The organism is Streptomyces sp. NPDC015144 (assembly GCF_043079735.1).
Taxonomy (GTDB): domain Bacteria; phylum Actinomycetota; class Actinomycetes; order Streptomycetales; family Streptomycetaceae; genus Streptomyces.
The window spans coordinates 375552-400080 of sequence record NZ_JBIBUU010000001.1; the positions used below are offsets into that span (position 1 = coordinate 375552).

At 75.1% G+C, this 24529-nt stretch carries 14 protein-coding genes; 6 read left to right on the plus strand and 8 right to left on the minus strand.

The features are described from left to right. Positions 1-80: 80 nt before the first annotated feature. Genes ACF08W_RS01640 through ACF08W_RS01650 form a run of 3 tightly spaced genes read right to left on the minus strand, consistent with a single transcriptional unit; the run spans position 81 to position 11789 of the window. Positions 81-425, minus strand: coding sequence for an acyl carrier protein (locus tag ACF08W_RS01640; protein WP_385209309.1), 345 nt, complete (start codon positions 423-425; stop codon positions 81-83). Then, positions 415-4941 (minus strand): beta-ketoacyl synthase N-terminal-like domain-containing protein, encoded by a 4527-nt coding sequence (locus ACF08W_RS01645; protein WP_392278028.1) that lies wholly within the window; start codon positions 4939-4941, stop codon positions 415-417. Before ACF08W_RS01645 ends, ACF08W_RS01640 begins: the two co-directional genes overlap by 11 nt. After that, positions 4938-11789: an SDR family NAD(P)-dependent oxidoreductase gene (locus ACF08W_RS01650; protein ID WP_392278029.1), complete on the minus strand. Its 6852-nt coding sequence runs from the start codon at positions 11787-11789 to the stop codon at positions 4938-4940. The genes ACF08W_RS01645 and ACF08W_RS01650 overlap by 4 nt, the downstream gene beginning before the upstream one ends. A 409-nt stretch (positions 11790-12198) precedes the next feature. Between ACF08W_RS01650 and ACF08W_RS01655 the strand changes: the two genes are divergently transcribed. The 3 genes from ACF08W_RS01655 (at position 12199) to ACF08W_RS01665 (ending at position 14567) form a co-directional block, all read left to right on the plus strand. Continuing rightward, complete coding sequence (locus ACF08W_RS01655) at positions 12199-13434, plus strand: sensor histidine kinase (RefSeq protein WP_392278325.1); 1236 nt, start codon at positions 12199-12201, stop codon at positions 13432-13434. Then, positions 13406-14074, plus strand: a complete 669-nt coding sequence (locus ACF08W_RS01660; RefSeq protein WP_352274608.1) for a response regulator transcription factor — start codon at positions 13406-13408, stop codon at positions 14072-14074. The genes ACF08W_RS01655 and ACF08W_RS01660 overlap by 29 nt, the downstream gene beginning before the upstream one ends. A gap of 127 nt (positions 14075-14201) precedes the next feature. Further along, a complete protein-coding gene (locus ACF08W_RS01665) occupies positions 14202-14567 on the plus strand; it encodes a zf-HC2 domain-containing protein (protein WP_385209324.1) in 366 nt (121 codons plus the stop codon). 59 nt (positions 14568-14626) lie between these two features. On the opposite strand, the gene ACF08W_RS01670 is transcribed toward ACF08W_RS01665, so the two are convergent. The 3 genes from ACF08W_RS01670 to ACF08W_RS01680 all read right to left on the minus strand — a co-directional run bounded on the left by ACF08W_RS01670 (position 14627) and on the right by ACF08W_RS01680 (position 18864). After that, the gene (locus ACF08W_RS01670; RefSeq protein WP_392278030.1) at positions 14627-15727 is read right to left on the minus strand and encodes a C45 family autoproteolytic acyltransferase/hydolase; all 1101 of its coding nucleotides are present in this window, start codon (positions 15725-15727) and stop codon (positions 14627-14629) included. Next, positions 15724-17355, minus strand: a complete 1632-nt coding sequence (locus ACF08W_RS01675; RefSeq protein WP_392278031.1) for an amidohydrolase — start codon at positions 17353-17355, stop codon at positions 15724-15726. Before ACF08W_RS01675 ends, ACF08W_RS01670 begins: the two co-directional genes overlap by 4 nt. A 75-nt stretch (positions 17356-17430) precedes the next feature. Further along, on the minus strand, positions 17431-18864 hold the full coding sequence (locus ACF08W_RS01680; protein ID WP_392278032.1) for a purine-cytosine permease family protein: 1434 nt from the start codon (positions 18862-18864) through the stop codon (positions 17431-17433). Positions 18865-18953: 89 nt separating this feature from the next. Between ACF08W_RS01680 and ACF08W_RS01685 the strand changes: the two genes are divergently transcribed. The 3 genes from ACF08W_RS01685 to ACF08W_RS01695 all read left to right on the plus strand — a co-directional run bounded on the left by ACF08W_RS01685 (position 18954) and on the right by ACF08W_RS01695 (position 21842). After that, the gene (locus ACF08W_RS01685; RefSeq protein ID WP_392278033.1) at positions 18954-19586 is read left to right on the plus strand and encodes a TetR/AcrR family transcriptional regulator; all 633 of its coding nucleotides are present in this window, start codon (positions 18954-18956) and stop codon (positions 19584-19586) included. Positions 19587-19766: 180 nt separating this feature from the next. Continuing rightward, positions 19767-20387: an L-threonylcarbamoyladenylate synthase gene (locus ACF08W_RS01690; protein ID WP_392278034.1), complete on the plus strand. Its 621-nt coding sequence runs from the start codon at positions 19767-19769 to the stop codon at positions 20385-20387. 189 nt (positions 20388-20576) lie between these two features. After that, positions 20577-21842, plus strand: coding sequence for an MFS transporter (locus ACF08W_RS01695; RefSeq protein WP_392278035.1), 1266 nt, complete (start codon positions 20577-20579; stop codon positions 21840-21842). Between the two features lie 231 nt (positions 21843-22073). On the opposite strand, the gene ACF08W_RS01700 is transcribed toward ACF08W_RS01695, so the two are convergent. Together ACF08W_RS01700 and ACF08W_RS01705 are read right to left on the minus strand one after the other, a co-directional pair. Then, positions 22074-23261: an amidohydrolase gene (locus ACF08W_RS01700; RefSeq protein ID WP_392278036.1), complete on the minus strand. Its 1188-nt coding sequence runs from the start codon at positions 23259-23261 to the stop codon at positions 22074-22076. Between the two features lie 30 nt (positions 23262-23291). Then, the gene (locus ACF08W_RS01705; protein WP_392278037.1) at positions 23292-24488 is read right to left on the minus strand and encodes an MFS transporter; all 1197 of its coding nucleotides are present in this window, start codon (positions 24486-24488) and stop codon (positions 23292-23294) included. Positions 24489-24529 lie beyond the last annotated feature (41 nt).

Here is a 24529-nt window from a genome sequence, read left to right on the forward strand (position 1 = left end):
GCCTTTCGTGGGAAGGTGGCGCGGGAGTGCCGGACGGGCCCGGGAGCGGGGGCCCCGTCCGGCGGGACGGGCGCCCCGGTTCAGGGGGCGGACCGCAGCGAGTCCGTCACGAAGTCGACGAGCTGACCGACCGTCAGGGCGATGATCTCGTCGAGCTCCAGATCGGCGATGAACAGGGCCACATTGACCCTCTCGCCGTAGTGCTCGCGGAGCGAACCGGCCAGGGTGACCAGGTCGATGCTCTCCAGTTCGAGGTCGTCGTGGAACCGGGTGTCCCGGTCGATCCCGATGTCGTCCAGCCCCTCCTCGGCCAGCAGCTCGCGGAGCATGCCCGCGATGTCGTCGAGGGTCCTCGCGCGCAGTTCGTCCGCCGGGACGGTGGCCGTCACGGCGGCCCCGATCGCCTCGGTCGCTTCAGTGGTCATCCTGGGCTCCTGTCGTTCCGTCGTCCGCCGTCCAGGCGACGACGTACCGCCGCCCGTCCGGCTCCCGTGCGCCGCCGGTCAGCTCGGCGCTGTTCACCTCGTACGCCACGCCCCCGGCCACGACGCTCAGCCGGTCGGGGGCGGCGGACACCACCCGGAAGTCGGCGGGGCGGCCCCGCAGCCCGGTCCCGAGCCGTTTGGAGACCGCCTCCTTGGCCGTCCAGAACCGGGTGAACCAGACCGCCGCACCCTCGTCGTCCGCCGCCACGAGCCCGTCGAGCAGGGCCAGTTCGGCCGGGTCGCAGGAGGCCGTCATGGTCTCCCGCGAGCGGTCGGCGACCTCCTCGACGTCGATCCCGCAGGGGCCCCGGCGGGCGATGGCCACCCCGGTCTCCCCGCAGTGCGCGAGTGAGACGACCAGGTCCTCGCCCAGCTCGCGGCCGTGCACCCCGCGCACCAGCGGCCGGCCGGACGCGGCGTTGTGCACGGCCACCTCCGCCGGGTAGACGTCGCCCGCGCCCTCCCGCCACAGCAGGGTGCGCACCGCGTCCTTGGCGGCGATCCGGCCGAGCAGCCAGCGGCGGCGGACCATCGGCTTCAGCCCGTCGTACACCTCGCGCTCCGCGCCGCCCAGCATGTTGCGCATCACCAGTTCGCGGGTGGCCAGATCGGGCCAGCGCTCCCGCACCGCGAGCCAGCCGCCGGGGTGCTGCTCGGAGAGGGTGTTGCGGCCGGGGAAGCGGTCCACCGCGCGCATCGTCGCGTCGTTGTCGAAGCGCCGGTCCTGCCAGCCGGTGAACTCGGCCCACACCCGCCCCTCGTGGCTGAGCCGCATGTCGGCGGTGAGCGTCGAAGCGGTCACTCCGGTGATCCGGATCGCGCAGGTGAGCCGGGTGCCGGGGGCGGGGTGCGGGCCGAAGAAGCGGATACGCTCCATGGCCACGGGGAAGACCGTGGTGCGTTCGTCGAGCTTCGACATGATCCAGTAGCCGAGCAACTGGCCGACGTTGTCCAGCAGCGCGCCGGGCGCCTCGGGGGTGGTCAGCACGCCCCGTACGTAGTGGTCCGCCTCGGCCGTCAGCTCGCTCACCCCCTGGAAGCGGGGGCCGTGGAACATCCACCGCTCCGTGTACAGCTGCTCCGCGCGCAACTCGGGGCGCCGTTCCGAGGCCGGGTCGACGGGCCACGTCGGCGGGGCGTCGGGGTAGCGCGGCGCCAGTTCGACGACGGCCCGGGAGTAGCCGGTCAGGGCGACCTCCACCCGGTCCGGGGCCACGTCCCGCACCTCCACCGGCACCCGCACCGAGGGGATCGCGGCGATCCACTTCAGCAGCCGTACGTCGTGCACGGCGACGGCGCGCGTCCCGGGGCGGGCCCGCTCGGCGAACTCCATGAGGTGGGTGACGACCGTGGTGGCGGGCACCACGGGCCAGCGGTCCCCCTCGTCGGGCCAGCCGGGACGCTGCCGGAAGAAGCAGTGGTCCAGCAGGTAGGGCATCGTGGTCACGTCCACCCGCAGCTCCCGCTCCGCCCCGGGCGGCCGGACCGTCGCGGCCGGACCCACCGGACCCACCGGACTCGCCCGACGGGCCGGACTTGCCGGCCGGACCGGCCGGGCGGCGGGGGAGCGGCGGGCGAGGGCGCGGGCGCCGACGAGCTCCCTGGCCGCCGACGCGGTGGCGTCGAGCAGCGCGGACAGCTCGGCGCTCAGCGGATCGCGCGCCGCACCGGGGGCCGGCGCCGGGGCCGCCGGCGCGGACGTCCGGGCCAGCAGCCCGTGCTCCCGCGCGGGCAGGGACACCAGCGCCCCGCCGAGGTCCAGCCGAACCCCCGGGCGGGCGGTGCGTTCCGCCTTCCGGGCCGCGGATCCGGCCGGTTCGGCCGTGCCCGGGGTGAGCAGCGGGGTCACGTCGGGGGTGGCGCCCTCCACCCACAGCGCGGTCACCACCCGGCGCAGCTGCGCCAGGCTGTCGTGGGCCGACGAGTGCGCGGAGACCACCAGCCGGTCCTGCCCGGCGAGCGTGTCGTCGATCAACGAACCGAGCTGGCCCGCCCCGAGCTGCACGAAGGCCCGGAACCCGGCCGCGTGGAGCGCGAGGACCGTCTCCCGGAAGCGGACGGGCTCCAGCAGATGGCGGACGAAGAGCTCACGCACCGCGTCCGCCCCGGCCGGGAAGGGCGCGGCGGTGGTCGCGGACCAGACCGGGGTGGTCTGCGGGTGCAGCGAGTAGCGCTCGGCGGCCTCCCGGATCGGCCCCAGGTACGGCGCGAGCAGCGGGGTGTGGAACCCGGAACGGAACGGCAGCACCTGGCAGACGACCCCCTGGGCGCGGAAGTGGTGCACCAGCGCGGCCACCTCCTCCTCGGGGCCGCAGATCATCGACTGGCGCGGCGCGTTGTCGTGCGAGAGCACGACGTCCTCACGGTCCCAGAGCTCCGCCAGCACCCGCTCGGCGGGCAGGCCCAGCACTCCGAAGGCGACCCCGGGCACCCGCAGCGCGTCCGGGTCGAAGGCGGAGAGGAACGCGTCGACCTCGTCGGCCGCGTGGATGCCGCCGCAGGCCATCGCCGTCCACTCGCCCACGCTGTGCCCGGCGACGGCGTCCGGCACCACGCCCACCCGGCGCAGCGCGGTGTCCAGCAGCCGACCGAGCTGGAAGACGGCGGCGCCGTGCCGGCCCACGTCGCCGACCCGGGCGTCGGAGCCCAGGGACCACGGCAGGGCGAAGAGGGTGGCCAGCTCCTCGACGCGCGGCGTGAATTCGGCCTCCAGGCCGGGGAAGACGAACGCGGTCCGCCCGCCGCCCGGCCCCAGGACCGGGCGAGGTGTGAACCACACGTCGCTGCGGCCCCGCCACGGCATCCCCTTGGCCACGGCCCTGCGGGCCAGCTTCAGCCGGCGTTCGGTCGGGTCGACGATGCCGAGGCGCACCGGACCGCCGCCCGGCGCCTTCTCGTCCCGGCCCGCGGCCAGGACCGAGGCGTCGTCACCGGCCAGCAGCGCGGCCAGTGCGTCGACCGAGCCGGCGGCCAGCCGCAGCACCTGCTCCGGCTCGCTCACCGTCACCCGGGGCACCGCCCGGGGCGCGGCCGTGGGCGGCTGCTCCAGCACCACATGGGCGTTGATCCCGCCGAACCCGAAGGCGTTCACCCCCGCCCGGCGCGGCGCACCGCCCACCGGATCCGGCCAGGGCCGCGCCCGGGCCAGCGGGGCGAACCGGGTGTCCGCGAGCGCCGGATGCGGGTCCTCGCAGTGCAGCGTCGGCGGCAGGACCCCGTGGTGCACCGCCAGGGCCGCCTTGATCAGTCCGGCGATCCCGGCGGCCGGCATGGTGTGCCCGATCATCGACTTCACCGAGCCGATCGCCGCCCGGCCGTCCTCCCCGGCCGGGCCGAACACCTCGGCGAGCGTGGCGAGTTCGGCCCCGTCGCCCGCCGGGGTGGCGGTGCCGTGCGCCTCCAGCAGACCGATCGACCCGGCGGCCCTGGGGTCGAGCCCGGCGGCCTGCCACGCCTGGCGCACCGCACGGACCTGCCCGCCCGGATCCGGGGCGAGCAGGCTCGCCGAACGGCCGTCCGCGGCCACTCCGGTGCCGGTGACCACGGCGTAGATCCGGTCCCCGTCCCGTTCGGCGTCGGCGAGCCGCTTCAGGACGACCACCCCGGTGCCCTCGCCGATCAGCACCCCGTCCGCGCCCCGGTGGAAGGGGCGGATGCGCTCGGAGGGGGAGAGCGCCCCGAGCTGGTTGAAGACGCTCCACAGGGTGATGTCGTGACAGTGGTGCACCCCGCCCGCCAGCATCAGGTCGCAGCGCCCCGAGGCCAGTTCGCGCACCGCGTGGTCGACCGCGATCAGCGAGGACGCGCACGCCGCGTCGACCGTGTACGCGGGTCCGCGCAGGTCGAGCCGGTTGGCGACCCGGGAGGCCACCAGATTGGGCACCAGTCCGATGGCGGACTCCGGCTGCTCGGGCCCGAGCCGCTCGGTGAACGCCGCCCGGACCCGCTCCAGCTCCTCCTCGCCGAGCTGCGGGGCCAGCTCGCCCAGTGTCCGCACCAACTGGTGCGCGGTACGCACCCGCTGGTCCAGCCGGACCAGGCCGGGCGTCAGATAGCCGCCCCGGCCCAGCACGATCCCGGCCCGCTCCCGCGCGGACGGCAGCACACCGTCGCCCCCCGCGTCCTGGAGCGAGCGGTACGCCACCTCCAGCGCGATCAGCTGGTCCGGCTCGGTCCCCGCCACCGACGACGGCATGATCCCGAACCGGGCCACGTCGAACTCGGCCGTCCGGTCCACGAACCCGCCGCGCCGGCAGTAGATCCGGTCGCTGCGCCGGTCGCCGCCGGTGGCGCCCGGCGCGTAGAACCCGGCGTCCCAGCCGTCGTCCGGCACCTCGGTGATGGCGTCCACCCCGCCGACGATGTTGTGCCAGTACGTGTCCAGGTCCCCGGCGCCCGGCAGGAAGACGTCCATGCCGACGACGGCGACCGGAGTCTGTGCGGTCACGCCGGTCACCAGCCCGACGCGGTGTAGACCGCGGCGTACGTCCCGGCCGGTCCCCAGGCCAGTTCCCGCAGCAGGCTCAGCGGGCCCTCCTCCGGGTCGATCAGCTTGATCCCCCGGGCCGCGTACGAGCGCATCAGCTCGGGGGTCACCATGCCGCCGCCGGTCTCCGCCGCCGCCCAGGGCCCCCAGTGCACGGTGAGCCCGCGCCGTCCGGGCCGGGTCCAGCGGCGGCCCAGCTCTTCCAGGGCGTCGTTGGCGGTGGCGTAGTCGCTCTGGCCGCGGTTGCCCAGCGCCGCCGCGATGCTGCCGAAGAGCACCGCGAAACGCGGCCCGGAGGGCAGCGAGTCCACCGCGTCCAGCACCGCCCGTGCCCCCTGGACCTTGGTGGCGAGGACCCGGGCGAAGGAGTCGGCGGTCTTCTCCGCGATGAGCCGGTCCTCGATGACCCCGGCCGCGTACACCACCCCGTCCAGGCGGCCGTACTCGCGGTGCACCTCCTTCACCGCCGTGTGCACGGCCTCGGCGTCCAGCACGTCCACACAGTGGTAGCGGGCCTCGCTGCCCAGCTCCGCCAGCTCCCGCAGGGTGGCGCGCACCTCGCGGGCCGCCAGCAGGGCGTTGAGCCTGCGCTCGATCTCGGCGGGCCGGGTGAGCCCCGTCGCCAGCAGCGCCCGGCGCAGCGCGTCACGGCCCCGCGCGCCTGCCGTCGCGGGGTCCTCGGTCTCCGCCGGGACCGGGGTGCGGCCCATCAGGACCAGTCGGCAGCGGCTCGCGGCGGCCAGCGTCCGGGCGAACCGGGCGGTGATGCCGCGCGCGCCGCCGACCAGCAGCACCACGGCGTCCCGGTCGAGACCGACGGCCTCCGCCTCCGCCACCCCGTCCCCGGCCGGGCCCGCGCCGGTCTCGGCGAGCGCGCCCAGCCCGGTCGGGGTCAGCCGCAGCGCCCGCCGGACGGTGCCGTCGGTGAGCACGACCGGCTCGCGGTCGGTGGCCGCCGCCTCGGTGAGCAGGGCCCCGGCGACGTCCCCGGCACCGGCGTCCGCCGCCACCTCCAGCAGGGTCGCGGCGCACTCCGGGTACTCGCGGGCGACCGTACGGAAGAAGCCGCGCAGCCCGGTCACCGCGCCGGTCTCCCGCCGCTCCACCGCGACCAGCCGGGCCGGGGCCGCCGCCAGCAGCTTCTGGAACAGCGGCAGTGCCTCGGGCAGCGGCGGTGCGTCGGCGTCCAGGGCGCCCAGGTAGAACACGGTGCCGGGGAGTTCGTCCGGTACGTCGTCGGCGGTGACCGGGTCGGCGCCCGCGGCCCGCAGCCGGTCCGCCAGCGCCCCGGCGGCCGTACCGCCGCCGAGCAGCAGCACCCGGGTCCCGGCCGGGAGCGCGGCGGCCACCCCGGGCAGCTCCTCCTCGGTGAACTCCAGCCGGACGGGGGCGACGATCTCCGGTTCGACGGCCCCGGACTCCGCCTCCGGCGCCTCCGAAGCGGCGGCCCCGGGCTCCGGGGAGCCGCCGCCGAGCGCCTCGACGAGGAGGTCGGTGAGGGCGGCGGCGGTGCGGGCCGCACTGAGCCGGTCCAGCCCCTCCGGGGTGTCGGTGGGCAGGCCGAGCCGGCCGGCCAGTTCGCCGGCGATCTCGGCGCGCTTGATGGAGTCGACGCTGAGGTCGGCCTCCAGGTCGAGTCCGGGCTCGATCATGTCGACCGGGTAGCCGGTGCGCTCGGCGACGACGTCGAGGACGGCGGCGAGCACCCCCGCCCGGTCGGTGGCGGGCGCCCCGGGAGCCTCGGACACACTGGGAACGGTGACGGGGACGGGGACGGCCGGCAGCGCGGGCGGCTCGTACGCCGCCGCCGGGGCGTGCACCGGCGTGCCCGGCACCGACAGGGGCGCCGGATGTCCGCCCTCCGGGCCGCCCAGGTAGCGCAGCAGTACGTCGCGCTGGGCGGCGACCATCTCCCGGCTGCTGCGGAGGAACTCCGCGATCAGGGCGTCGGGCCCGGACGGGGAACCGCTGGGGTGGGGATGCTCCGGCACGACCGACTCCGATATCTGGGTGGGGGGATGGAGGGCGCCCGACGGGATGGTGCCGTCGGCGCGGCGCAGCAGATGGCCGTCGACCGTCCACCCCGGCGCGCGCGGTGCGGTGGCGGTCTCCGGGTCGACGGTGGCGCGGCCCTGGACGAGCCGGGCGAGGCGGACGTCGACGCCGAGGACGGCGAGCCGGGCCAAGGCGTCGAGCAGTCCGCGCAGCCCGCCCCGGTGGTCGGCGGCCAGCGGGACGGTGCGGTGCGGGCGGCCCTTGAGGATCGCGCCCACCAGCCGCGACATGGTGCGGCCGGGGCCGATCTCGGCGAAGACCCGGGCGCCCGCCGCGTACATGGCCTCGATCTGTGCGGTGAACCGGACCGGCGATTCGATCTGGGCCGCCAGCGACGCGCGGATCTCCCCGGGCGTGTCCGGGTAGCGGTCGGCGGTCCGGTTCGCCCACACGTCGAAGGCGGGCGGACGCACCTCGACCCCGGCCAGCCGTCCGGCGAAGGTCTCGCCCGCGCCCGACAGCAGCGGACTGTGGAAGGCGCAGGCCACCTGGAGCCGCACGACCGGAAGACCGGCGTCCCGCAACGCGGTGCAGGCCGCCTCCACCGACGCGGTCGGCCCCGAGACGACGGTCTGTTCCGGCGCGTTGTGGTTGGCGGTGACGACGTCGCCGTCGTGGCCGGTCAGCCGCAGCACCTCCTCGACCCGCTCGGCGGACGCCTTCACGGCGGCCATCGCCCCCGGGTCACCGCCGTCGACCGCGCCGAGGATCGCCGAGGCGCGGGCGGCGCTGACCGCCGGCAGGTCCTCCGGTGCGAACACCCCGGCGGCGCCCAGTGCGGCCAGCTCGCCGTAGCTGTGCCCGGCCGCCATCGCGGGCCGCACCCCCAGCCCGCCGAGCAGCTCGGCCGCGGCCAGTTCCACGATGCCCAGCGCGGGCTGCGCGACCGCTGTGTCGGTGAGCCGGGCCAGCTGCCCGGCCCTCGTCTCCGCGTCGAAGGCGGCGGGCGGGTGCAGCACCCCGGCCCACCGCGCACCGAGATGCAGATGGCGGTGGAGTTCGGGGAAGGCGACGAAGAGGTCCGCCAGCATGCCCGGCTTCTGGCTGCCCTGCCCCGGGAAGAGGAACGCCAGCGCCTCGGCGGGAACCTCCCCGGTCTCCCCGTACAGGCCCTCCCGCTCCTGTTCGGCGCCGAACACACCGTCACCGGGGGCGTGTTCACCGGCGGCCGCCCGCTCCAGCAGGCCGGGCAGCGCCCCGAGCGACTCGGCCACCACCGCGTAGTGGACGGGCTCCCCGTTCAGCGCGGCCCGGTCGGCGCGGTGCGCGGCGTGCCGGGCGTAGTCCCGCAGCCGCCAGGGCCCGCCCCGGCCCAGCAGATCGAGCAGCCGCCGTACGGAGCGGCCGGCCGCCTCCGCGTCCGCGCCGCGGAAGACGAACAGCTCGGCGGGCCAGTGCTCCAGGGCGTGCGGTGCCGGAGCCTGCTCGTGGGCGCGCATCACCACATGGAAGTTGGTGCCGCCGAAGCCGAAGGCGCTGACTCCGGCGACCCGCCGGTCCGGCTCCACCGGCCACGGACTCGCCTCGGTGTGGAAGACGAACGGGCTGGTCTCCTCGGACCAGGCCGCGTTCGGTTCGCGGACGTGCAGCGTCGGCGGCCTGATCCCGTGGTGCAGGGCGAGCGCCGTCTTGATCAGTCCGGCCATGCCCGCCGCGCACTTGGTGTGCCCGATCTGTGATTTGACCGACCCGATCGCACAACTCCCGGGCACCGCACCCGATTCGGTGAACACCTCGGTGAGGGTGGCGAGTTCGGTACGGTCGCCGACGACGGTACCGGTGCCGTGCGCCTCGACGAGGCCGACCTCGGCGGGGGAGACGCCCGCGCCCGCGTACGCCCGTTCCAGCGCGGCGCGCTGGCCCTCGGGGCGGGGCGCGGTCAGCCCCAAAGCCCGGCCGTCGCTCGCGCTGCCCACCCCGTCGATGACGGCGTAGATCCGGTCCCCGTCGCGCTCCGCGTCGGCGAGCCGCTTCAGCGCCACGCACGCCACGCCCTCGCCGAGCGCGATCCCGTCCGCGCCGCTGTCGAAGGTGGCCGAGCGGCCGGAGGGGGAGAGCGCGTGCACCGAGGAGAACAGCAGGTAGTCGTTGATGCCGTTGTGCAGATCGGCGCCGCCGCACAGCACCAGGTCGCTGGTGCCGGTGACCAGCTCCTTGCAGGCCGCGTCCACCGCGGTCAGCGAGGAGGCGCAGGCCGCGTCCACCGTGTAGTTGGCGCCGCCCAGGTCGAGCCGGTTGGCGATCCGGCCCGCGATGACGTTGGCCAGCATCCCCGGGAAGGAGTCCTCGGTCAGCCGGGGCAGCTGCTCGTCGAGACCGGCCGGGATGCTCCCGATGTACGAGGGCAGCACCGTGCGCAGCGCCGTCGCGTTGGACAGGTCGCTGCCCGCCTCCGCCCCGAAGATCACCGAGGTGCGCCGGTGGTCGGTGCCCGGCGCGTCGTACCCGGCGTCCGCCAGTGTGCGGCGGGCCGCCTCCAGTGCCAGGAGCTGCACCGGCTCGATGCTGGCGAGCGAGGCCGGCGGGATGCCGTACACCAGCGGGTCGAAGGGGATCTCGGGCAGGAAGCCGCCCCAGCGGGACGGGGTGCGCTCCCCGTCGCCGTCCGGCGCGTAGTACAGCCCGGGGTCCCAGCGGTCCGCCGGAACCTCCGTCACGCAGTCCTTCCCGGACAGCACGTTGGCCCAGAACTCGGAGAGGTCGGCCGCGCCCGGGAACATTCCGGCCATCCCGACCACCGCGATCCGCAGCGGCGCGGACTCCTCGGCGGGCGTCTCCGGAGCGGTGGCGCGCTCCCGCAGCAGCCGGGCGGCGCCCTCGGTCACCGAGGAGTGCAGCGCCGCCACCCCGGTCGGGCCGTGCCGCAGCACCACCACCTCGCCGGCCATGAACATGCCCTCGTGCGCCTGGCGTTCCTCGCCCACCGCCAGCAGTTCGTCGCCGACCCGCTCGATGCCCTTGGACGCCAGCCGGAGCCGGCCCACGTTGAACCGCTCCAGTCGTTCCCACGCCTCCCGGTCGGGCACCCCGCGCTCGCGCAGCTCGTCCCGGAGGGCCGCGAAGTCGCGGGTGATCGCGGAGTGCGCGCACCGGGTGGCGTGCCCGGGGGCGGTCTCCAGCAGATCGGTGCGGTCCGCCGCGATCACCTGGCGCTGGTACAGCGGCTGGATCGCCCCGGCGGCCACGGCCTCCTCGGTGAACAGGTACGCCGTGCCCATCAGGACGCCGAAGCCCACCCCGGCCCGGGTCAGCGGGGCGGCCAGCGCCGCCGCCATCGCGGCCGACCGCTCGTCGTGGACGCCGCCCGCGAGGAGCACGGTCAGCTCGTCGGCGCCCCGGCCGCCCGACTCGGCCAGGAAGTCGAGCAGCACCTCGGTCTGCGCCTGCCAGAGCGGGAAGCTGCCGCGTGGTCCCACGTGGCCGCCGCACTCCGAACCCTCGAAGACGAACCGGCGCGCCCCGGCGGCCAGGAACTGCCGCAGCAGACCGGGTGACGGCACGTGCAGGAAGGTGGTGATGCCCTCGGCCTCCAGGGCGGCGGCCTGCGCGGGCCTGCCGCCCGCGATGATCGCGTGCGAGGGCCGCAGCTCGCGGACCACCTCGAGCTGTGCTTCCTTCACGGCGTCGTCCGCGAAGCCCAGGATGCCGACGCCCCAGGCGCTCTCGCCGAGCAGCGCCCGGGTCTCCTCCAGCATCGCGCGGGTGCGGTCGGGCCCCGCCAGCGCCAGAGCCAGGAACGGCAGCCCGCCCTCGGCGGCGACGGCGGCGGCGAACGCGGGCCGGTCGCTGACCCGGGTCATCGGTCCCTGGGCCACGGGCAGGGCGGTGCCGAGCGTCCGGGCCCCGGGGGAGCCCGCCGCCAGCGCCTCGCCGGCCGTGCCGTCGGTCAGCGCCCCGGCCACGGCGTCCCGTACCGCGCGCAGCGCCCGGGAGACGTCCGGGTACCGCCGGGCGAACGAACCGGCCAGGTAGACGTCCTGCCCGGCCGGCAGGAACTGGGTGCCCGGGTCGTCCCCGCCGATCCGGGCGGTGAACTCCTCGGCGTCCCCGGGGAGCGCGGGCGCGGCCGGGCCCCGGCGGCGCAGCACCCGGTGGCCGTGGTGGACGACGGTCTCGGAGCCGTCGAGCCCGCGCAGGGCCTCGGCGGTTCCGGCGGGCAGCTGGGCCTCGTCGAACAGGGCCAGCTGGGTGTCGAGGACGACTCCGGCGGCGCCGCCCGCGACGGCCGCCGCCGCGCTGTACGGGCCGATGCCGCCCGCGGCCCACACGGGCAGGGTCAGCGCCTCGTCGGCCAGGATCTGCTGGAGGAGGATGAACGTGCTCAGTTCGCCGACCCGGCCGCCGCTCTCGTGACCGCGCGCCACCAGGCCGTGCGCCCCGTTCCGGGCCGCCGCGCGGGCCTCGGTGAGGGAGGTGACCTCCACCAGGACCCGGCGGCCGGGGAAGTCGGCGGGGCGGCGGGCGGAATCGGCCAGCAGGACGGTCGCGGCGCGCCCGGGGAGCGCCCCGGGGCCGTCGTCGTCCGGCAGTACGCAGCCGGGGCGGATCCTCACGCCGAACGGGGTCCGGGTCCACCGGTCCGTACGGGCCAGTAACTCCTCGGCCCCGCGCGCGTCCCCCGTGGGCAGCTCCAGCACACCGAGAGCGCCCGCCCGGGCCGCCGCGGCGGTCAGCCGGGGGGAGGGACGGTGGAGCGGATTGACCGCGATGACCAGGTCCGGCGCCGAGGGCAGGGCGGGCGCGCCGGGTAACGGCATCGGCATGAAGTCCCCCGATTCAAGGGTCTGTTGGCGTGATCTGCGGTAGTTAACTGGTGAGGGATCAGCGGGGTCAACAGGTCGTGATGTCCTCTCCCGGCCAAGGTGTCTACGCGCGTTAAGCGGGTGTGAACCGCAAAGACCCCGAGGTGCGGCAATGCGGACTTCCTCGCGCGGGTGTGCACCGGCCGTCACCTGCAAGTCATGGTCATGACACGTGTCGGACACGCGTGTCCCCGGCATGAAACATGCGGTGTGTCGAAGGTCACAGCAACCCGAAAGGGCTTTCTGTCCCCCGGTGCCCCCGACGCGCGGCGCGGAGGCCGGACCCGGGCGCCTCCCGCACGTCCCGCGCGGGTCCAACGGCCCAGCCGATGCCCGATTCGTCCCCCGCCCCTACGGTGGAGGGATGGCCATGACCCAGGTGTGGCGGCCGGGCGGACCGGCCCGGGGCCTCGCGGCGGACGCGATGCGCGCGGTGGCGCTGTTCGTGCTGTCCGTCGTGGCGGCTTCGGTCAACCCGCACCAGCGCACCTTCGAGATGCGCTGGTCCACGGTGGTCGTGGCGGCGATCGGCTGCGCCGCGCTCGTCTGGCGGCGCCGTCACCCGCTCGGCGTACTGGCCGTCACCACCGGCTGCGGCGTGCTCTTCCAGTTGCTCGGGGTCCGCGACAGCCCGCTGGTGGCCGGTCCGGTCCTGGTCTCCGTCTACACCGTGGCGGTGCGCACCGACCGGCGTACCGCGTGGACGGCGGCCGCCGTCTCGGCCGCCGTCCTGGTGGGCGCCACGGTGGGCACCGCGGGATCATGGCTGGAACCCGACACCCTCGCGACGGTGGCCTGGACCGCGCTGCCGGCCGCCGTGGGGGAGGGGGTGCGCTCGCGCCGCGCCTACGTACTGGCCGTCGAGGAACGGGCGGAACACGCGGAACGCACCCGTGAGCAGGAGGCGCGGCAGCGGGTGGCCGCCGAACGGGTCCGCATCGCCCGCGAACTGCACGACATCGTCGCGCACCACATCGCCCTGATCAACGCCCAGGCGGGCGTCGCCGTGCACCTGGTGGACCAACGGCCGGAACAGATCCTCACCGCACTGGAGCACATCCGCGACACCAGCCGCTCCGCCCTGGACGAACTACGGGTGACCGTGGGGCTGCTGCGGCAGTCCGACGACCCGGTCGCCCCCCGCGCCCCCATGCCGGGCCTGGCCCAGGTGCCCGCCCTGCTCGCCTCGTTCGAACGCGCCGGGCTGTCCGTCAGCCACACCCGGCACGGCGACGCCGGCCCCCTGGACCCGGCCGTCGACCTCGCCGCGTTCCGCATCGTCCAGGAGTCCCTGACCAATGTGCGCAAGCACGCCGGCGCCGACCGCGCCCGGCTCTGCCTGCACTACCACCGCGAACGGCTTACGATCACCGTCGAGGACGACGGGTCCGACGGGCCGCGCCGTCCGCATCCGGGCGCCGGTCACGGACTGATCGGCATGCGCGAACGGGCCGCCGCCATCGGCGGCCGACTGCGCGCGGGACCACGCCCCGAGGGCGGATTCACGGTGACGGCCGAACTGCCGCTGCGCCCCGGCCGCTCCCGCCCCGGACCGGCACGGGACCAGAGGGACGGGCATGACGATCCGCGTACTGCTTGCCGATGACCAGGCCCTGTTGCGGGGCACCTTCAGGATGCTGTTCGACGCCACGGAGGACATGGAGACCGTGGGCGAGGCGTCCGACGGCCGCGAGGCGGTCGACCTGGCCGCCGCCGAGCGCCCGGACGTCGTCCTCATGGACATCCGCATGCCCGAGATGGACGGTCTGGAGGCCACCCGGCTGATCACCGAGGCGGACGGCACGGCCGGGGTCAAGGTGCTCGTCCTGACCACCTTCGAGGACGACGAGCACGTCGCCGAGGCACTGCGCGCGGGCGCCAGCGGCTTCCTCGGCAAGGGCGCCCGGCCGGAGGAGCTGCTGGACGCCGTCCGTACGGTCGCGAGCGGCGAGGCCCTGCTGTCGCCGACCGCGACCCGGGCCCTGATCACCCGGTTCCTGGCCCAGCCGGACCCCTGCCCGGCCGGGGTGCACGAGCGGCTGGCCTCCCTGACGCCGAGGGAACGCGATGTCACGGCGCTGGCCGCGCTCGGCCTGTCCAACGAGGAGATCGCCGACCGCCTGTTCGTCAGCCCGCTGACCGCGAAGACGCACGTCAACCGGGCGATGACCAAGCTGGCGGCCCGGGACCGCGCCCAGCTCGTGGTCGTCGCCTACCAGTGCGGGCTGGTCAGCCCCGCGGCCTGAGACCCTGGCGGGCGCCGGGCCGCGGGCCCGGCAGTACACCGGCGGACCGGATACCACGGCCGTGGTAGGCGCGAATCACTGTGTGCGGACGATGTGCCCGGACCCCTCGCCGGGGGATGGTGGGGCCATGAACGGAGGTTTCGCCATGACCGGAGCCCGCTGCCTGACCGAGACGTCCGGCAAGAAGCCCGTCGCCGAGAAGTGCCGCACGATCCGTGAACAGCTGGCCGCCAACGCACCCGAGACCCTCACCCCCGACGAGGCCCGCGCCGTGGCCGCCCACCTGGCGGCCTGCCCCGCCTGCCGGAGGGCCTACGGCCGCCCCGCGCAGGTCCCGGCCCATCTGGCCCTGCTGCGCGAGGCCCTCGCCCACGGCCAGGGACCGGGCCGGGGAGACGCCCCCTCGGGGCGGCGTGGCGCGGAGCGCGCCGCGACCCGGCAGATCACGCTCTCCCAGTGGGTCAGCAAGACCTCGTACGCGTCCGCCGGCTGAGCGGACCCGCGCGCCCGCCCGGCGGACCCGTGGGGCCCGGTCGGGCGGGCGCGGCGCGGTCAGCCGGCGGTGAGCACGCGCCAGTCGCGCGAACCGATGTCGTCCGGTGTGCCGTCGAGGACCCGGGCGGTACGCGTCGCCGGGTCCAGGGCGACCGTCGCCAGGCTCGCCCAGCGCTGCCCGAGCGGCTTGTCCAGGTCCGGCAGACAGGTCACCGCCGGCTCGCCCTCTCCCGTCACCAGCACGGCGGCGAGCTCCTCGGGCGTCGCGGCCGGTGCCCGGTCGAGGCGGGCGCGGACGAAGTCGTACCGCTCGCCCGAGTCCGGCTGGTAGAGCCAGGTCTTCTCGTCCGCGGCGGGGGCCGGGGTCAGGAAGTGGTTGGTCCGCACGAGCGTGCCGCCCCGGACCTCCACCGGGAACACTCCGGCCGGGCTGAGATCGAGCAGCACCGCGTCCGCCCCGTCGAACAGGGCGAACGACCCCGAGGACGCCAGCGGGGCGGAGCGCACCAGCTCGACCGCCTCGGCGACGCTGCCCGCCTCCTCCAGCACGATCGCCGCGAGGACGTGCACGGGGACGCCGCCCACACCGTCGCGGACATGCCCGAGGATGTTGAAGTGCAGGGCCAGCCCGGCGCTGTTGACCCCGATCTTGCCGAGGATGCCGTCCTCGGTGAGGCCCACGAAGCCGTGGCGCCCGCCGCGTATCTCCTGGGTGTGCCAGGCACCGCTCAGCTCCACGTGCCAGTCCCAGGTCTGGACGCCGAAGGTGCGCGCCGAGCCGTCGGCCCCGGTGGTCCGGCGGACGAGCGTGGTGCACTCGCCGGGCGGTACGGTCGCGCTGCGCGCCAGGATCTCGGTGCGCGCGTTGAGGGCGGCGACGCGCCAGAGGTCGGTGCCGGAGCCGTGGGCGATGCCCTCGATCTCGGCACGGGCCCCGGGACGGAACCGGCCGATGTCGTCGAGGGCCCGCTCGGCGTCCCCGCGCACCGTGGCGGCGGAGATCCCACCGAGCGCGAAGAGCCGGTCGTACGTCTCGATCGCGGCGGGCAGGGCGTCGCGCAGCTGCTCGCCCCTGACGACGCCCCGGGCGCGCGGGTCGGTGCCGGTGGCCTCGACATGGCGGCGGTGTGTGGGGCGGGGGATCGGCGTCGTGGTCACGACTGTCCTTTCACGGGGTGCGGGTGGAGCTGTACGGCACCGCCGACGACCGTCGCGAGGACGGGGTTGCCGGGCTGTGCCTCGGGGGCCAGACGGAGCGGGTCGGCCGCGAAGACGGTGAGATCGGCGAGGCAGCCGGGCGCGATCCGCCCCAGCTCGTCCCCGGCCCCGGCGGCGTACGCGGCGGCGGCGGTCATCGCCGTGTACGCCTCGCGTGCGGTGACGGCCTGGCCGGGCTGGACGGGCGCGGCCTCGGACTCCTCGACCGGGCGGCGCAGCTGGCAGTCGGCCAGGCCGACGCGCGGATCGCCGGGGCCGATGGGCCAGTCGGAGCCGAGCGCGACGACGGCGCCGTGGTCCAGCAGGTCGCGGGTGCGCCAGCCGTGGGCGGCGCGCTCGGGGCCGATCCGCCGCGACCAGTTGTCGCTGCCGTCCGCGCGGGTGTGCCGGGTGCCGTGCACGGGCTGGAGGCTCGCGACGACGTCGAGCGCGGCGAACCGGTCCAGCAGGTCGTCCGGTACGGACTCCAGGTGCTCGATGCGGTGCGGGGCGCGGCCCGCCGGGCCGACCTCCTCGATGACGTCGAGGGCGAAGCGGACGGCCCGGTCACCGATCGCATGGGTGGCGGTCGGGATGCCGCGCTCGGTGAAGAAGCGCATCGCCGCCCGGTACGCCTCGGTGTCCCGCCACAGCGGCTCGCGGTTCTCGCCGTGGATGTCGGGCTCCTCGAACCAGGCCGTGCCGTTGTCGGCGGTGCCGTCGAGCATGAACTTGGCACCTTCGACGTGCCAGCGCCGTCCGCGCAGGCCCTGGAGGCCGGCGACCTCCTGCCAGACCTCGGGCGGCGAGTCGGCCGGGACCAGCGGCGAGCAGCGGATGCGCAGCGGCAGCTCGCCGTGGTCCTCCAGGTACCGGTACACCTCCTCGGAGGGGTCGGAGAAGTCGAGCGCGTGCAGCCCGGTCAGCCCGCCGCGCGCGAGCCGTTCGAGCTGCTCGCGGACGTAGCCGGCGGCCGTCTCCACCGGCACCTCGGGGTAGTGCGCGAAGACCAGGTCCATCGCCTGGAGCTCGACCACGTAGCCGGTGGGGCGGCCGTCCGGGCCGACCTCGACACAGGAGGCGTCGGTGAAGGTCTCCCCGCCGGTCAGCCCGGCCAGCTCCACCGCCCGGGGGCTCACCACCAGCGCGTGCGCGTCGCTGGTCATCAGCGAGATCGGCCGGCCGGGGAAGCGCTCCTCGAACACGGAGCCCTCCGGGTCGCCGTCGAAGACGTTCACATCGAGGTCGTACCCGCTGATCCACTCGTCCGCCGGTGCGGTGCCCACCGCCCCGGCCAGGCGGTCGAACACCGCCTCCAGGGTGGCGGCGCCGGACAGGTCCACCCCGCTGCCGATGGAGATCGATCCCCACACGGGGTGGGCGTGGATGTCGGTGAGGCCCGGCAGGACGGTGGCGCCGGGGAAGTCGTGGACGACCGTCCCGGGGCCCCGGAACTCGTCGATCTCCGTCGCGGTGCCCACCGCGAGGATCCGGCCGTCGGTGATGGCGACGGCGTCGGCGGAGGCGTCCACGGCCTCCCCGGCGAGGTGTTCGATGTGCTGGGCGTACACGATGACGTCGGCGTACACAGGCTTTCCTTCGGGTCTTGCGGAGGGTGCGGGGCGGGCTGTCCTGCCCGGTCCGGCGCGCGGACCGGGCGCGGGTCAGCCGCGCGGGATGCTGCCGAGGGCGCGGGCGGCCGCCCAGTAGACGGCGGCGGCGGTGACCATCCCGGCCGGGATCGCCAGGTCGACCTCGCCCAGCGCCCCGGCGATCGGGCCGATCCAGAAGCTGGTGTTCACCCACAGCGCGGAGACGACGCCCCCGGTCACGAGGGCGAGGAACCCGGCCCGGTGGAAGCCGCCGCGGTACCAGAACGGGCCGCCGTGCCGCTGCTCCAAGAGGTCCGTCCCGCTGTAGCGGTTGCGCCGCAGCAGCAGGTCGCACACCGCCACCGCCATGGCCGGGCCGGTCACCACGACCACCAGCTGGAGCATGGTCTGGACGCTGGTCAGGAAGTCGAAGACGAGGATGGCGTACAGCGTCATGACGGTGCCGAGGATCCCGATGATCAGGACCGCGGGGACGCGCGCGAGGCGCACGCCGACCGACTGGATCGAGAGGCTGGCGCTGTAGGCCGTCATGCCGTTGTTCGTCATGGTGTTGACGACGACCGCGACGACGAAGACCGGGATGAACCAGCCCGGCAGGATGCTCTCCAGCGCGGCTTCCGGCTCGTTCATGTCGAGGGTGGTCGCCGCCAGCGCGCCGACCATCGTGAAGACGGTGCTCGGCAGGTACGCGCCCAGCGCCGTCCACCCGGCGACGGCGAACGGGCTGCTGTCGCGCGGCAGGTAACGGGCGAGGTCCGGGCTGTTGCTGTACGAGAGGGGCGTGGAGGCGATGAGGGTGAAGCCGGTGGCCAGCGCCACGGCGAGCGCACCGCCCTTCAGCGGTTCGGCCGGGGCGTAGGACCAGTCGGTGTGGGCGAGCACGTACCCCGTGACCACGAAGAACACCACGGTCAGCAGCACGCTCAGGGCGGTGTAGAGGCGGACGATCGTGGCGTGTCCGAAGATCGCGATCAGCAGCGTGCCACCGGCGATCAGGCAGATGACCGTGGCGTCGACGGCGGTGTTGTCCGGCAGGCCGAACCGGCCCGCGAGGCCGATCCCGGCGACCGAGGCGGCCGACCAGTTCAGCGCGAGGTAGGCGGCGGCGATCAGCCAGCCGGTCACCACCAGCACCACCTTGTTCCCGACGATCCCGTAGAACGCCCGGCTGATCACCGATCCGCTCGTCCCGGCGACCGGTCCGCTCGCCGCGAGGACGCCGGTACAGATCCACAGCAGGTTCCCGGCCGCGATCACACCGAGGGCCTGGGGGAGGGTGAGGCCCATGAGGATCAGCGCCGCGCCGACGACGAAGCTCAGATAGCTGACGTTGGGAGCCGCCCAGACGGCGAACAGCTGACGCGGCCGACCACCGCGCTCGTCCTCCGGGACCAGGTCGATCCCCCTGGTCTCGACGTGTCCCGCGCGCTCGGAGCCGGGCTCGTCCAGGGGGCTCGCGGAGGAGCCGGTGTGCGTCGTCGTCATCGAGGACCTCTCGCGTTCCGCCGGCCGTGGTCCACTATTGGGCAACTGGCCAACTGCATGTTGGTCACACATCCAATAGCGTGTCCCCCATGACGTCAAGACCCCGGTCGGCAAGAGTTCGCAAACAGCCCGGCGAGCGCCGCGCGGAGATTCTGCGGACCGCGGCGGCCATCGCCCTGGAGGAGGGGCTGGAGCGCGTGACGCTCCGCCGCGTCGCGGACGACCTGGGTGTCCGCCCCGGGCTCATCGGCCACTACTTCCCGGCCGCGGACCGGCTGGTGAGCGAGGCGTTCTCGCACGCCGCGACGGAGGAGCGCGAGGGGCTGCTGCCGCTCGCCGAGCGCGGGCTGCCCGCCGACGTACGGCTCGCGCGCTTCCTCGTCCGCCTCGCCGACGGCGCCTACCGCGACCTCAGCCGGCTCTGGCTCAACGCCCGGCACGCCAGCAGGTTCCGCCCCGGCCTGCGCGAGGCGGTACGCGCCGAGGAGTCCGCGACCCGCGACGCCCTCGCCGGGCTCATCGAGGACGGCCGGAGCGCCGGGATCTTCGCCACCGACGACGCGCTCGGCGCGGCCCTGCACATCCTGGTCACCGTCGACGGCCTCGGCGTGTACGCGAACGACGACGCGCAACTGGACCACCCGGTGCTGGAGGACATGGCCATCGCGACGGCCGAACGCCTCCTCGGCCTGGCCCCCGCCACCCTCCGCGCCCGCGCCTGAGCGCCGCCCGCCGATCCGACGCCGATGACGGGCGGGCGAAGGCGGCTACGGCACCTCGCCGCGCTGGCAGGGCGCCCGCAGGCATCCAGTGTTCGGGCGTCCCTCCGCCCTGCGATGCGCCGCATCCGGCGCCGCCCGCCGATCCGTCGGGGGCGACGGGGCAGCCCGTAGACTCCGCGAATGGCGAAATACTTCGACGTGCACCCCGAGAACCCCCAGCGGCGCACCATCAGCACGGTGGCCGACAGCATCCGCTCCGGCGCGCTCGTCGCGTACCCGACGGACTCCTGCTACGCCCTCGGGTGCCGGATCGGCAGCCGGGACGGCATCGGCCGCATCCGGTCGATCCGGCACCTCGACGACCGCCACCACTTCACGCTCGTCTGCCAGAACTTCGCGCAGCTCGGCCAGTTCGTACAGATCGACAACGACGTGTTCCGGGCCATCAAGGCGGCGACCCCGGGCAGTTACACCTTCATCCTCCCCGCGACGAAGGAGGTGCCGCGCCAGCTGCTGCACCCGAAGAAGAAGACCGTCGGCGTGCGGATCCCGGACCACGTCGTGGCCCAGGCCCTCCTCGCCGAGCTCGGTGAGCCGCTGCTCTCCAGCACGCTGCTCCTGCCCGACGAGGACGAGCCGATGACCCAGGGCTGGGAGATCAAGGAGCGGCTCGACCATGTGGTGGACGCCGTGGTCGACTCCGGCGACTGCGGCACCGAGCCCACCACGGTCGTCGACTTCTCCGGCGGCGGGCCGGAGATCGTCCGCCGGGGCGCGGGCGACGTGACCCGCTTCGAGTAACGGCGCGGCCCCGGGGCGCCGTCGCCCCGGGAGGTGCCGGCCGCCCGCACGGCCGGTTCGCTCCCCGCCGTCCCCGGGGAACGCATCGAGGAGAACCCTCGCCCGGGGGCGCGGCCACCGTCCGACACATTCGGTATACCATTTCCGTGTCGTCGGACGAGGAGGGGCGCGTTGTCGCGGGAGGAACCGGTGGAGGCATCACCGAAAGCGGGGGGACGCCGGGCGGCGCGGGCCGGCCGGGCGATCGCCTCGCTCCGCGGCAGCCCGGGGTTCCGGCTGCTGTGGGTCTCGAACCTGTTCTTCTACGGCGGGGCCTGGACCCAGACCATGGTGCTGGGCTGGCTGGTCTTCGACACCACCGACTCCGAGTTCCTGCTCGCCGTGTTCACCGCCGTACGGCTCGCCCCCATGCTCCTCGGCCCCTTCGCCGGAGTGCTCTCCGACCGGTACGACCGGGTCCGGCTGCTCATGATCGCCTGCCTGTGGGCGCTGTGCGCCGTCGTCGCCGTGGCGGTCATGGCGTCCGCGGGCCAGGTGTCGTACGGGGCGCTGGTCGCCGGGGGGCTGGCGATCGGCCTGGCCCAGTCCCCGTCCCAGCCCGCGCGCGGCTCGCTCGTCCTCGACCTCGTCGGACGGGAGAACCTCAGCAACGCCAACGCCCTCAACGCACTGGCGATGAACATGACGCAGGTCGTCGGCCCGGCGATCGGCGGGGCGATGATCAGCGCCTTCGGTGCGCCCGCCGCCCTGTGGATCTCCACGACCTGGTACGCGGTCTCCCTGCTGGCGCTCTGGCCGCTGCGCGGCACCGGCCAGGCCGGACGGGGTCGTCCGGAGCCGGTGCTCGGGATGCTCGTCAGCGGGTTCCGCACCGTCCTGACCAGTCGGCTCACCGCCGCCGTCCTCTTCGTCACCCTGGCGGCCAACGTTCTGCTCTGGCCCGTCTACCAGGGGTTCATGCCGGTCTTCGCGAAGGACGCCCTGGGGCTGGACGCCGCCGGACTGGGCTGGCTCCTGACCTGTAGCGGCCTGGGCGGCCTGGTGGGCTCGCTGGTCATCGCCATGCTCGGCGACTTCACCTTCAAGGGCGGCCTGTTCGTGCTCGGCACCGCGGCCTGGGGCGCCCTGTGGTCCCTGTTCGCGCTGTCCCGGAGCGTGCCGCTCTCGTTCGCCCTGATGGCCTGCATCGGCCTGATGAGCGCCTCGTTCGGGGTGCTCCAGACCACCCTGCTGCTGATGACGACCGCGCCCGAGGTGCGCGGCCGCGCCCTCGGCCTCCAGGAACTCGCCATCGGCGTCATGCCGGTCGCCTCGCTGGGACTCGGCGCGGCCGCCGAGCTGGTCGGGGTCCAGGCCACCGCGTTCCTCAGCGGACTCCTGCTGGTCGTCGTGCTGCTGACCCTCGCGGCCAGGGTCCCGCAACTGGTCCGGTACAGCGGGGTGGACGTCCCCTGACGCGTCGTTGGGCGGCCTGTGCCTCGGGCCCGGTCCGCCTGCTCGCCCACGTGACCGGGTCGGGCGGCGAGCGGCGACGTCACGGTCCGGTCGCGCGCGTCCAACTCGCGGACAGCTCCGACGACGCGGAGCGGCGCCACTGCTGACGTGCCGCAGGGCCGGCGCCTTCGCCGGGCCGCCGGTCCCGTGCTCCGCGCCGCGAAGCGCGGGACCGGCGGTCGCTCGGCGGGGTCAGACCCGCAGTTCGCCGTCCTGGACCACCACGCGGCCGCCGGCGAGCACCAGTTGTCGGCGCGGTGCGCGGACCAGGGCGTCCTGGACGTTCTCGGCGTCCAGCAGCACGATGTCCGCCCGCGCCCCCGCCACGAGGTCGTGGGCCGCGCGGTGGACGAAGCCCGCCGCGCGGGTGGTGGCCAGCTCCACCGCGTGGGCCAGCTCCTCGTCCGTGCGCAGGCCGTGCAGCCGGGCGAAGCCGAGCGCGACGCGGAGGATGTCGCCGTCACCGTACGGCGACCACAGGTCCCGGATCCCGTCGGTGCCGAGGCCGATCGGGACACCGTGCTCCCGCATCCCCCGCCAGGGCAGCGGCGCGGTACGGACCGGGGCCACGGTCGCCCAGGAGACACCGGCCTCCGCGCAGGCCTCGACCAGGCGCAGCTGCCGGTCGGCCGGGAGCTCGCCCAGCGCGAAACCGTGCGAGACCGTCACCCTGCCGCGCAGCCCGGTGCGCAGCGTGCGGTCGATGATGAGCTCGAACTGGAAGGCGCCGAGCTCGCCCCGGTCGTGCAGATGGATGTCGAGCCCGACTCCGCGCCGCTCGGCGACGGAGAAGAGGCCGTCGAGCTGCGCCACCGGGTCGCGGTCGATCGAGGCCGGGTCGAGCCCGCCGATCGAGGTCGCCCCCGCCGCCGCGGCCCGGTCCAGAAGATCCAGCACGCCGGGACGGCGCACCACACCGTCCTGCGGGAAGGCCACGATCTCCACGTCGACCGCGCCGTCGAGCGCGGCCACCGCCTCGCGGACCACCTCGATCCCGCGCAGCCCGACGCCCAGGTCCACGTCCACATGGCTGCGCACCGCCGTCGTGCCGTGCCGGAGGAACTCGCGCAGGACCGCCACGGTCGAGTCCGCACTTGGGATACCGAGGGCGTCGCGTTCGGCGCGCTCGTGGGAGATGCGCCCCTGGGTCGTGGCCTCGCCGCCGTAGGACACCCAGGGCTGCCCCCACCAGCTCTTGTCGACATGGGCGTGCGCGTTGATGAAGCCGGGCAGGGCCAGGAGACCGCCGCCGTCGAGGTGGTCGCCGTCGCCCGGGGCCGGGCCCGCGGGCCGTACGGAGCGGATCTCGCCGCCGGACACCACGATGTCCGCGGGCGCCCCGCCCCAGGGACGGACGTTCGTCAGAATCACATCAGCCATGACCGGATGGTATGCCAAAAGGCCCGTCTGTCAGCCGTTCCGGCGGGTCAGCGCGAGCGGCAGGGTGGCGAGCGAGAGCGCGGCGGTGACCAGGAGGGCGACGGAGAAGGAGGTGCCCGTCGCCAGGAATCCGACGAGGAGGGCGCCCAGCCCCGTCCCGCCGTCGAAGCCGATGTTCCACACCGCGCTCGCCACCCCGCTGGACCGGGGGTCGACGGCGGCGAAGGAGTCCACCAGGGTCAGGTTCTGGAGTCCGCCGTAGCAGACGCCGACGAGGGCCGTCCCGGCCAGCAGGGGCACCACCCGCGTCTCTCCCGGCGTGGCCACCGCCCAGGCGGTCAGCACGAGCCCGGCGGCGGTGGCGGCCACCAGCGGCCAGAGGAACGGCCGGGTGCCGTACCGGTCGGCCGCCGCCCCGAACCGCCAGCGCGCGACGGCCGCCGTCCCGGTCAGCAGCAACAGCGCGGCCAGCGTCGCGGCGGGGTCGTCGCTCATCTGCGGGGCGAAGGTGATCAGGGCGCCCCCGGCCGTCGTGGCCCCGAGCAGGAGCACCATCGGCCGCAGCAGCGGCAGATACGCGGTGCGCGCGACGACGGCCCGGTCCTGCGCGTCGCCGGTCGCGGCCGGGCGCCCGTCCAGCCGACGGGCCAGCCGCAACGCGGGCACCACCCCGAGCAGGGGCAGTGCCCCGACCACGAACACGGCCGTGAACCCGATGTTCTCCGCGGCCCACGGGGCGGTCGAGACCAGGATGAACTGCGGCCCCGCGATGGCCAGTCCGTACGCCCCGACCGCCTTCCCGCGCCGCTCCGGCCCGACGAGCTCGGCGACGGCACCGGCGCCGCAGACCGTGAGCACCCCGAAGCCGAGCCCCCGCACAGCGGCCAGGGCCAGCACCGCGCCCAGTCCGGTGGCCCACGGGTGCGCGAGCGAGGGGGCGCCGAGCAGGACCGCCCCGGCGACGAGGGTGGTTCGCCAGCCCAGGCGCCGGATCGTGGCCGGGACCAGGGTCTGCGCGCACACGGTGCACAGCATCAGGACCGCGTTGACCGAACCGGCCCCGGCGGTGTCCGCGCCGCCGCGCACCGCCCAGAGCGGCGCGGTGGGCAGCAGTGCCGCGAATCCCGAGAACCCGGCGGCCGTCAGGAGCAGCAGGGCGGGCATGCCCGGCGCCTTCCACACCGACACCGAGGTGTGCGTGATGCTGTGCGTCGGGGCGTTGTTCACTGGCCGGGCCTCCGTGTCGCCGTCGCCGGACCGGCATGCGT

What these genes read in the sequence shown, in the direction of transcription:
- ACF08W_RS01640 (WP_385209309.1), bottom strand. Translation starts at nt 425, where the DNA reads ATGACCACTGAAGCGACCGAGGCGATCGGGGCCGCCGTGACGGCCACC.
- ACF08W_RS01650 (WP_392278029.1), bottom strand. Translation starts at nt 11,789, where the DNA reads ATGCCGATGCCGTTACCCGGCGCGCCCGCCCTGCCCTCGGCGCCGGAC.
- ACF08W_RS01655 (WP_392278325.1), top strand. Translation starts at nt 12,199, where the DNA reads ATGACCCAGGTGTGGCGGCCGGGCGGACCGGCCCGGGGCCTCGCGGCG.
- ACF08W_RS01660 (WP_352274608.1), top strand. Translation starts at nt 13,406, where the DNA reads ATGACGATCCGCGTACTGCTTGCCGATGACCAGGCCCTGTTGCGGGGC.
- ACF08W_RS01665 (WP_385209324.1), top strand. Translation starts at nt 14,202, where the DNA reads ATGAACGGAGGTTTCGCCATGACCGGAGCCCGCTGCCTGACCGAGACG.
- ACF08W_RS01680 (WP_392278032.1), bottom strand. Translation starts at nt 18,864, where the DNA reads ATGACGACGACGCACACCGGCTCCTCCGCGAGCCCCCTGGACGAGCCC.
- ACF08W_RS01685 (WP_392278033.1), top strand. Translation starts at nt 18,954, where the DNA reads ATGACGTCAAGACCCCGGTCGGCAAGAGTTCGCAAACAGCCCGGCGAG.
- ACF08W_RS01690 (WP_392278034.1), top strand. Translation starts at nt 19,767, where the DNA reads ATGGCGAAATACTTCGACGTGCACCCCGAGAACCCCCAGCGGCGCACC.
- ACF08W_RS01700 (WP_392278036.1), bottom strand. Translation starts at nt 23,261, where the DNA reads ATGGCTGATGTGATTCTGACGAACGTCCGTCCCTGGGGCGGGGCGCCC.